Here is an 8,135-nt window from a genome sequence, read left to right as displayed (position 1 = left end):
TGGCAACGGCGGAGGTTCGGGCAACGGTGGGGCTGGCAACGGCGGTCACGGCGGCGGCTCGGGCAACGGCGGTCCGGGAGGCGGCGGCAATGGTGGCGGTTCGGGCAACGGTGGTGCTGGCAACGGCGGCCGCGGCGGTCCCGGAAACGGCGGCAACGGCGGCCCCGGCAACGGCGGCAACGGCGGCCAAGGCCACGGCGGCGGCTTCGGCGGCGGCTTCGGATCAGGCCACGGCGGCGGCTTCGGCGGTGGCTTCGGATCAGGCCACGGTGGCGGTTACGGCGGCGGCCACGGCGGTGGTCACGGCGGCGGCAACCACTAAACCGACGCAGTACGTCACGCAAGAAGAAACGGAGGCCGGCAACGACCGGCCTCCGCCCCAAAACCAGGCCAAACGAACAGGAACGAGTGGACGGCCCCCGTCCACTCACCTTACCGCAGCACCCAACTCGATCACCCGCTCCTGCACCACCAGAAACACCCTCTCCCCAGGCACACGTCCTTCTTCGCGCGCTCCCCCAGTAAAGCTTCCAAAAGCCGGCAACACGCCACACTCCGTACCGAACCGGAAACACGGCACTCGCACAGAATCGGTCCGCGTCGAGATTCGATAAACCGGATGCAGATGACCCGCAAGCACATACGCATCCTCGACCCGTCGCGGCTGATGACACAACGCCCACGGCCCAATGAGCCAGGGCTCCTGCACATACTCGACACCCAACGTCCCCGGCAGCGCACCCGCATGCCGGTCGTGATTACCTTCCACCAGCAGCATCCGCAGTCCCGCATGCCGCACGCGCCAGACATGCAACGCATCGAGCGTCTGCTGCGCATGTGACTCGCGCGCGTGCAACAGGTCGCCGAGAAACACCAGCATGGCCGGTTCGAATTCGGCGATCAGAATGTCCAGGCGCATCAGATTGTCGGCCGTCGAACCGACCGGCACCGGGATGCCTCGCGCGCGAAACACCGCATCCTTGCCGAAATGCGCATCGGCGACGAACAGGCAATTCAGCACCGGATCGAAACACGCGCGCAAGTTCGACAGGACAAGCGGATGCCCGGCGATCTCGACGGTCAACGAAGCAGGCTTCATTTGCGCGCCGCCTTTTCGAGTTCGGCGAGCATCCGCTCAATGCGATCCGCGAGCTTCTCGGTACTCACCTTCTCGCGCAAGCGTCCGACGATCAACGGAAACGCAAACGGCGTCGGCCTACTGGGCCGGGTCACGACGACGCGGCTCGCGTTCATGCGTTCGAGCGCGATGCGAATGCGCTGCGCGTCGAGTTCCTGCAACAGCACTTCGTCATCGGCCTGATTGAGCAGCAGGTTGCCGCTATCGTGATTGCGGAAGATCTCATAGAACAGCCCGCTCGACGCCTGCAATTGCCGCGCGCTTTTCTGCTGACCGGGATGTCCTTGGAACACGAGTCCCGACACGCGCGCAATCTCGCGAAAGCGCCGCATCGAGAGTTCGGAAGAATTGAGGCTCGCGAGAATGTCGTGCTCCAGTTCGTCAAGTGAAAGCAGGCCGCCTTGCAATTGCGCGGCCCAATCGAAGGGTTGCGCGCAGAGCAGTTCGAAACCGTAGTCGTTCATCGAAATCGAAAAGGTGCCGGGCTTCTCGCGCGAAGCGCGCCATGCGAGCAAGGCACCCAGACCGATATGCGCGGTGCGCCCCGCAAACGGATAGCAGAAGAAATGATGTCCCTCGCGCGACTTCAGCAACTCGACCACCAGCACGCCAGGCTCGGGCACCGCCGACCACTTCTGCTGCAATTCAAGTAGCGGCCGTACCGCGCGCATTTCGGGCTCGTCGTAGATGCCGGCGGCGGCGCGTGCCAGCATCGTCAACGTGGCGTCGGCGAGTTCCGACGACAGCGGCATGCGGCTGCCCGCCCATTGCGGCATCGCCCCGCGCGATGAGGTCGCGCGACGTACCCACGCGGTCATGTCCTGCACGCGGATCAATTCGAGCGCGCGTCCGCCGAAGGTGAAAACGTCGCCGGGTTTGAGCCGCGAAATGAACGACTCCTCGATCGCGCCGATTCGGCCGCCCGACAGATAAGCGACATTCAAGGTGCCGTTCGTGACGATCGTGCCGATATTGTTGCGATGCCTGCGCACCAGGTCCTCACGCGGCACACGGTACAGTCCGTCGCTTTCGCGCACCACGCGGTGATAGTCGGGATAGGCGCGCAGCGCCGCGCCGCCGCCTTCGACAAAACCGAGCGCCCAATCGAACTCCGCTTGCGTCAGTTGCCGGTACGCGTAGGTGCCGCGAATTTCACCGTACAGTTCACGCGCGTCGAAGCCGCCGCCGATCGCCACGGTGACGAGATGCTGGACCAGCACGTCGAACGGTTTCTCCGGCGTTTCGCGGCCTTCTATCCGGCGCTGTTCGACAGCCTCGCGCGCGGCGGCGGCTTCGACCAGTTCGAGCGCATGCGTCGGCACGATCGTTACGCGCGACGGACGTCCGGGCGCATGCCCCGAGCGTCCCGCGCGTTGCATCAAACGCGCGACGCCCTTGGGCGAGCCGATCTGAAACACACGTTCGACCGGCAGGAAATCGACACCGAGATCGAGGCTCGACGTGCATACCACCACTTTCAGCAAGCCGTTCTTCAGTCCACGTTCGACCCACTCGCGCACGGCCTGATCGAGCGAGCCGTGATGCAGCGCGATCAGGCCGGCCCATTCGGGCCGTGCTTCGAGCAGCGCCTGATACCAGACTTCGCATTGCGAGCGGGTGTTGGTGAAGACGAGCGACGTTCGCGCGTCGCCGATCGCATCGGCCACCGCGCCGACCTGGCGCATGCCCATATGACCGCCCCACGGAAAGCGCTCGATGGTCTCGGGAATCACCGTATCGACGATCAGCGTTTTGGGCAGCGCGCCATGCACGCTGACGCGCGGCGTCTTCACGGGCGCGAGCAATACGCCGGCGGCGAAGGAGAGATTGCCCAGCGTCGCCGACAAGCCCCACACCTGCACCTCGGGCCGCCAATGAACGAGACGCGCGAGCGCGAGTTGCGTTTGCGTGCCGCGCTTGTTGCCGAGCAGCTCATGCCACTCGTCGACGATCACGAGGCGCACGTGTGCGAGTACTTCGCGCGCGTCGGGCCGCGTGAGGATCAGTGTCAGGCTCTCGGGCGTGGTGACGAGCGCCGACGGCATGCGCCGGTTCTGCCGCGAACGTTCGGCCGATGACGTGTCGCCGGTGCGCAATCCGACGCTCCAGGGCACCGCAAGCTCGGTCGCCGAACTTTGCAACGCGCGCGCCGTATCCGCGGCGAGCGCGCGCATCGGCGTGATCCACAGCACGGTGAGCGGCTCCGGTTGCGTGCCTGAAGTGCGTTTGCGCGCCGGTGATCGGGCGCTCGCGAAGGCGGCCAGCGCGCCGAACCACACGGCCCACGTCTTGCCTGCGCCGGTGGTGGCATGCAGCAGGCCGCTCGCGCCCTGGCCGATTTCGGCCCACACTTCGCGCTGAAATGCGAACGGCTGCCAACGGCGTGCTTCGAACCACTCATTAAGTTTGTCAGCGAACGGGCGGCGCGCAGCGGCATCGTCGAGCATGAAAGGGGTGGGCTCGAAGGCGGGCTCGCGTGCGTCGAGTCGCGCCTGTTGCTCGCGGCTGCGCGGAATCCGGCGCGGCCGGGGCGCGCGCCGCGACCCTGGCGCTGCGGCACCCGCGGGAATGTCGGGCGCGTCGGAATCGGCCGGTTCGGTCATCGAAAGTACTCGCTGGTATATGAGTTGCGTGTCGACGAATGGCTCGCGGTGGTTCTCTTATGTGGACTGCGGAACCGTGCCGGTGGTTCACGTCCGCAGGTTCACACTTACTTCGCGAGTGCAGTCCGTGATTAAATGCCGGGGCTTTGCTCTCTCTTGCATTCCCTTTTCTGGTCCCGCGAGCGCAATGCAACGACTCGTTCATCACGGAGTTCACGTTGAATCATTCACAGACATCGCTGCCACAAACGTCATTGCGAATCGCGGCCGCGCAGGCGCAACCGGTTTCCGGCGACGTCGCGGCCAACATCGCGAGAACGGTCGAACTGACCGATCTCGCCGCCGGGCTCGGCGCGAAACTGGTGGTTTTTCCCGAGAAATTCCTCAGCGGCTATGAACCGGATCTGATTGCCGGTGATCCCGCGAAGTATGCGTTCGACGCGCGGGATCCACGGCTCGAACCGATTCGCGCGATTTGCCGTGCGCGCGAGATCGCGGTAATCGTGGGCGCGGCAACACGCGATCAGCGCAACCCAGGTGCGCTCCACATTTCGTCGCTGATTTTCAACCGGTCCGGCGATCAGATCGAGCCGTATCACAAGCAGTATCTCTTTAGCAGCGAGTCGCGGATTTATCAGCCGGGCTCGCAAGGCTGCATGCTGCTGGAACTCGACGGATGGCGGCTTGCTCCCAGCGTGTGCTACGACTCTGGCTTTCCGGAGCACGCGCGCCTCGCGGCGCTCAACGGCGCGCACGCGTACCTGGCGAGCGCGCTCTTCAGCGCGAAGACCGGCTATCACCAGTCGCGCATCTGGCTCCCGGCGCGCGCTTTCGACAACACCATGTACGTGCTGCTGTCGAATCATGTCGGCACGACCGGCGGGTGGGCCGCGTGCGGCGCGAGCGCGATCTGGAATCCCTACGGCGACGTGGTCGCGCAAGCGGGCCGCGATCGCGATGAAGTGGTCACCGCGCTACTCCATTCAGAAGTGCTGGCCGACACCCGTGAGCGAGAAACGGTGCTCGCGGATTTCAATGCGCGGGATGAAGCGCCGGCAACGGGTCGATGCATGGTGCAACGCCTCGATTAACACGCGTGCGCAAGGCTTTCGTTGCGCAGCAGCCGGATATGAGCGGCACGCGAGCCGCCGGTATGCATCGGTGATCCGCTACAATGGCGCGGGTTACCCAACTGGAGACTTGCTTTGAAATCTATCGTTGCATTGGTTGCCGCGGCGCTTCTTTCCACGACGGCGATGGCCGCTGCGCCTACTACCGAGAAGCTGCCTTCCGGCGTGATCGTCGAGCATCTAACGGTGGGCACAGGCGCCCAACCGGCAGCGACCGATGTCGTGAAGGTCAATTATCGCGGCACGCTGTCGAACGGCACCGAGTTCGACAGTTCCGCCAAGCATGGCGGCCCGGCGACTTTCCCGCTCAATCGCGTGATTCCGTGCTGGACGCAAGGCGTTCAGAAGATGAAAGTGGGCGGCAAAGCCAAACTGACTTGCCCGGCGGCCACTGCTTACGGCGACCGTGGCGTCGGTGTGATTCCGCCGAACAGCGACCTGACGTTTGAAGTCGAGCTGGTCGATATCGTAAAGTAATACTGCGTGACATGTTTTGAGAATTGAGCCCCGCACCGGATCCCGTTGCGGGGCTTTTCGTTTTTGGGCGCTGAATCGCCCATTGTTGGGGATTCATGATGAAACGTGAAAACAGCGGAGTGCGGGTTGCCACGATCGGTTTCGCCGGCAAGAGCGCGCAGCACTTTTTCGATCTGCTGAAAAGCGCCAAGGTGCGCACCGTTCTCGACATTCGCCTGAATAACACGTCGCAACTGGCGGGCTTCGCGAAAAAGCAGGATCTGCCTTACTTCCTCGATCAGTTGTGCGGCGCAGCGTATGTGGAAATGCCGGAACTGGCGCCCGAGCCGGATCTGCTGAAACGCTACCAGGCCAAACAATTGAAATGGGAAGATTTCACGGCGGAGTACGTCGAACTGATTGCCAAACGCCGGGTGGAAAGCACGCTGGACGTCGATCTATTTCGCTCGGCCTGCCTGCTTTGCAGTGAACATTTACCCCATCGCTGTCACCGGCGCCTTGCAATCGAGTATCTGAATGCGCAATGGAATGGCCGGATGACGATTGCTCACCTGTCTTGACGCGTCCGGCGTGGCCTGCGGAGCGGTCTCTCTATAACGCCGCCCTAAACTGCTGCGGCATTGCGCCTGGTTCTCTCAGTAGCCCGAAAGTTTAATGGTTCGACGCGATTCGCCGCGCCGTCAGGCAGGGTCAATCGCACCCGTTCGCCGCGTTTGCAAACACTAATAAAACGTCTTTTTTAAAGCCGTGCGGCGCTCGCTCGTCTACTATCTACTCACGCGCCGGCCCCGCGTCCGCTCATGCGCGCGGTCGAGAAGACCCCCGCCGTCATTCGCCGCGCGTCAGGAGCGCCAGCCATGAATATCGACTTTCACTATGGTGTGGTGTACATCGCCGCCCGCATCGGCGGAATGACAGCGGCCGATGCGCTGACCGTCGCGCATGCGTGCCAATACGTCGACGATGCGACTACCCGGGGAATACTGCGTTTCAAAGGCGGCGAAACCTTTGAACGCTTCGCCACCGCGCACAAGTTATTCGATTACACCAATACCGAGAACGACCAGAATCGCCTCGTTTGGACACCGTTTCATTTCTTGCCGGCCGGAGAAGGCGAGACGCTCGAAGAAAAAGCCATCTGCCGGCCGGATAGCGAGGTCGCGCGCGAAGTGGTGCGGCATGCGATCCGGCAGCGCGACTCGGAGACGGGTTTGCACCGGCTGGGTGTGACACTGCATTCATACGTCGACACCTGGGCGCATCAGGGGTTCGCCGGTATCGAAAGTCCGTGGAACCGGGTGCATCTGCTGGAGGCCCAGGATTGCACGCGCAAAGGCTGGCTGGCCAGCCTTCAGCTCGCCACCGAACATCTGATCGAGCGCATCGAGGTGGACGTGTTGACGGTTGCGCTGCCTGTGGGCCACGGCGCCGCGTTGCACTATCCCGACCAGCCCTGGGCGCGCTGGCATTACATCGATGGTCGAAACAACTTCATTTCCCGGCACAACTTGCCGGACTTCGTGCAGGCGGCCGAGATGGCTTGTCGCACGGTTCGCGCGTTTCTGGCGGGGCGGGACGATTTTGAAACGCAGCCCGGTCTGCCGGACGATGTAAAGGACACGCTGACCCATCTGCTCGATACGAACCGGAACATGGACGATAACGAGCGCTTGCGGATCGTTTGCGAATGGGTGAAAGCCGGCCGCATTCCGGGTTTGAGAGAGGCGGTTCCGGCTTATATCGCCAAAGGGCGCGGCTCCTGGAAATTCAAAGCGACCGGCCTGCAAGGCGACGACGACACCGGGGACAGACCGGAGTGGAGCAGCGCATTCGAGAAAAGCGACTACCGGCTCTTTCACGACGCTGTGAAACAGCACCGTTTCGTCACGACTCAGGAAATCCTGCCTGCGCGCGGACTGCGGATTGCGTGACTGAGGGGAAAAGGCGCAAAAGAAGAAGTGCCGCCCCAAACAACGTCTTGAATCCTGCGCCAAGACTTGTGCGGCGGCTCACCGGAATTAACCGGAGTTTTCAGCGACTCGCCAGGCTTATTGCATCTTCGCCTGCTGACGCTGCGCGGCCTGCTCCTCAGCGTGTTTTTTCGCCATATGCCGTCCCACGAGGCAGCCGCCCACCGCGCCGACTACCGCATGGTGCCCGGCGTAATGTCCGGCAACGCCGCCCACTACCGCTCCCTTCATGCAGCCGGCGGCGTTCGCCGTGCCCGCCATCGCCGAGGTGAGTGCCACTGCTGCAAGAGCGGCCTTAATAAAACCAGCTTTCATCTGAAAGTACCGTTTGGTTGAGATGCCCGAAGATGGTGCTATTGGACTTCTTTTCAATAGCCACCCCAGCGGTTGTATTCACGCCATTCATGTTCGCGCCATTGTTCGCGGCGCCATTCGTGCTCCCGCCACTCGCGGCGCTCGCGCCATTCCCGTGCGCGCCAGTCGTCATAGCCACGGTAGACGACCGGCACCGGCACCGGCGCCGGTCGATACGTTGCCGGATGGTCGACATAGACAGGCGGGGCGGCCACGACCGCGATCGGTACGCCGAGCCCGACGGCCACATCGACGTGTGCCGAGGCGGCCGAAGATGCCGCCAGAACTGCCAGACCCAGTGCCGCGCCAATGATCTTCCTGTTCATTTTCCGTTCTCCTTGCGCGTCGAGGCGCGATGCTGCCGGTTGATTCCCAGTGAATCAGCTTGCCCGCTGAATACGGTTCGGAGTGTAGAAGCGTGGCGCGGACACAGGTGAAACAGGTCTGCGAGATCCGTAACGCC

At 63.2% G+C, this 8,135-nt stretch carries 9 protein-coding genes; 5 read left to right on the top strand and 4 right to left on the bottom strand.

What is annotated here, in order from left to right; genetic code table 11:
- Positions 1–322 (top strand): hypothetical protein (locus PQR02_RS38890; RefSeq protein ID WP_408243139.1); only part of this gene is annotated, 322 nt, incomplete at its 5' end.
- A 105-nt stretch (positions 323–427) separates the two neighbouring features.
- Here PQR02_RS38890 and pdeM read toward each other — a convergent pair.
- Both pdeM and PQR02_RS38880 read right to left on the bottom strand, forming a co-directional pair.
- Positions 428–1,099 carry a ligase-associated DNA damage response endonuclease PdeM gene (gene pdeM / locus PQR02_RS38885; protein ID WP_408243138.1) on the bottom strand — a complete coding sequence of 224 codons (672 nt, stop codon included), beginning with the start codon at positions 1,097–1,099 and terminating at the stop codon, positions 428–430.
- Entirely contained in the window at positions 1,096–3,741 is a 2,646-nt protein-coding gene (locus tag PQR02_RS38880) for a ligase-associated DNA damage response DEXH box helicase (RefSeq protein ID WP_408243137.1), read from the bottom strand. The genes pdeM and PQR02_RS38880 overlap by 4 nt, the downstream gene beginning before the upstream one ends.
- 218 nt (positions 3,742–3,959) lie before the next feature.
- Here PQR02_RS38880 and PQR02_RS38875 point away from each other — a divergent pair, with 218 nt between their 5' ends.
- The 4 genes from PQR02_RS38875 to PQR02_RS38860 all read left to right on the top strand — a co-directional run bounded on the left by PQR02_RS38875 (position 3,960) and on the right by PQR02_RS38860 (position 7,279).
- On the top strand, positions 3,960–4,832 hold the full coding sequence (locus PQR02_RS38875) for a carbon-nitrogen hydrolase family protein (RefSeq protein WP_408243136.1): 873 nt from the start codon (positions 3,960–3,962) through the stop codon (positions 4,830–4,832).
- Positions 4,833–4,997: 165 nt separating this feature from the next.
- A complete protein-coding gene (locus PQR02_RS38870) occupies positions 4,998–5,348 on the top strand; it encodes an FKBP-type peptidyl-prolyl cis-trans isomerase (RefSeq protein WP_408243140.1) in 351 nt (116 codons plus the stop codon).
- A 98-nt stretch (positions 5,349–5,446) separates the two neighbouring features.
- Complete coding sequence (locus tag PQR02_RS38865; protein WP_408243135.1) at positions 5,447–5,908, top strand: DUF488 domain-containing protein; 462 nt, start codon at positions 5,447–5,449, stop codon at positions 5,906–5,908.
- Positions 5,909–6,205: 297 nt separating this feature from the next.
- Positions 6,206–7,279 (top strand): DUF6765 family protein, encoded by a 1,074-nt coding sequence (locus PQR02_RS38860; protein WP_408243134.1) that lies wholly within the window; start codon positions 6,206–6,208, stop codon positions 7,277–7,279.
- 117 nt (positions 7,280–7,396) lie between these two features.
- On the opposite strand, the gene PQR02_RS38855 is transcribed toward PQR02_RS38860, so the two are convergent.
- Complete coding sequence (locus PQR02_RS38855) at positions 7,397–7,633, bottom strand: hypothetical protein (protein WP_408243133.1); 237 nt, start codon at positions 7,631–7,633, stop codon at positions 7,397–7,399.
- A gap of 53 nt (positions 7,634–7,686) precedes the next feature.
- A complete protein-coding gene (locus tag PQR02_RS38850) occupies positions 7,687–7,998 on the bottom strand; it encodes a hypothetical protein (protein WP_408243132.1) in 312 nt (103 codons plus the stop codon).
- Positions 7,999–8,135 lie beyond the last annotated feature (137 nt).

Origin of the sequence: Paraburkholderia sediminicola, from assembly GCF_046026895.1 — a bacterium.
In the GTDB taxonomy this organism is placed as follows: Bacteria; Pseudomonadota; Gammaproteobacteria; order Burkholderiales; family Burkholderiaceae; genus Paraburkholderia; species Paraburkholderia sediminicola_C.
The sequence above is the reverse complement of the archived record's forward strand: the minus strand, read 5'-3'. Positions and strand labels throughout refer to the sequence as shown.

What these genes read in the sequence shown, in the direction of transcription:
- pdeM (WP_408243138.1), bottom strand. Translation starts at nt 1,099, where the DNA reads ATGAAGCCTGCTTCGTTGACCGTCGAGATCGCCGGGCATCCGCTTGTC.
- PQR02_RS38880 (WP_408243137.1), bottom strand. Translation starts at nt 3,741, where the DNA reads ATGACCGAACCGGCCGATTCCGACGCGCCCGACATTCCCGCGGGTGCC.
- PQR02_RS38870 (WP_408243140.1), top strand. Translation starts at nt 4,998, where the DNA reads ATGGCCGCTGCGCCTACTACCGAGAAGCTGCCTTCCGGCGTGATCGTC.
- PQR02_RS38865 (WP_408243135.1), top strand. Translation starts at nt 5,447, where the DNA reads ATGAAACGTGAAAACAGCGGAGTGCGGGTTGCCACGATCGGTTTCGCC.
- PQR02_RS38860 (WP_408243134.1), top strand. Translation starts at nt 6,206, where the DNA reads ATGAATATCGACTTTCACTATGGTGTGGTGTACATCGCCGCCCGCATC.
- PQR02_RS38855 (WP_408243133.1), bottom strand. Translation starts at nt 7,633, where the DNA reads ATGAAAGCTGGTTTTATTAAGGCCGCTCTTGCAGCAGTGGCACTCACC.
- PQR02_RS38850 (WP_408243132.1), bottom strand. Translation starts at nt 7,998, where the DNA reads ATGAACAGGAAGATCATTGGCGCGGCACTGGGTCTGGCAGTTCTGGCG.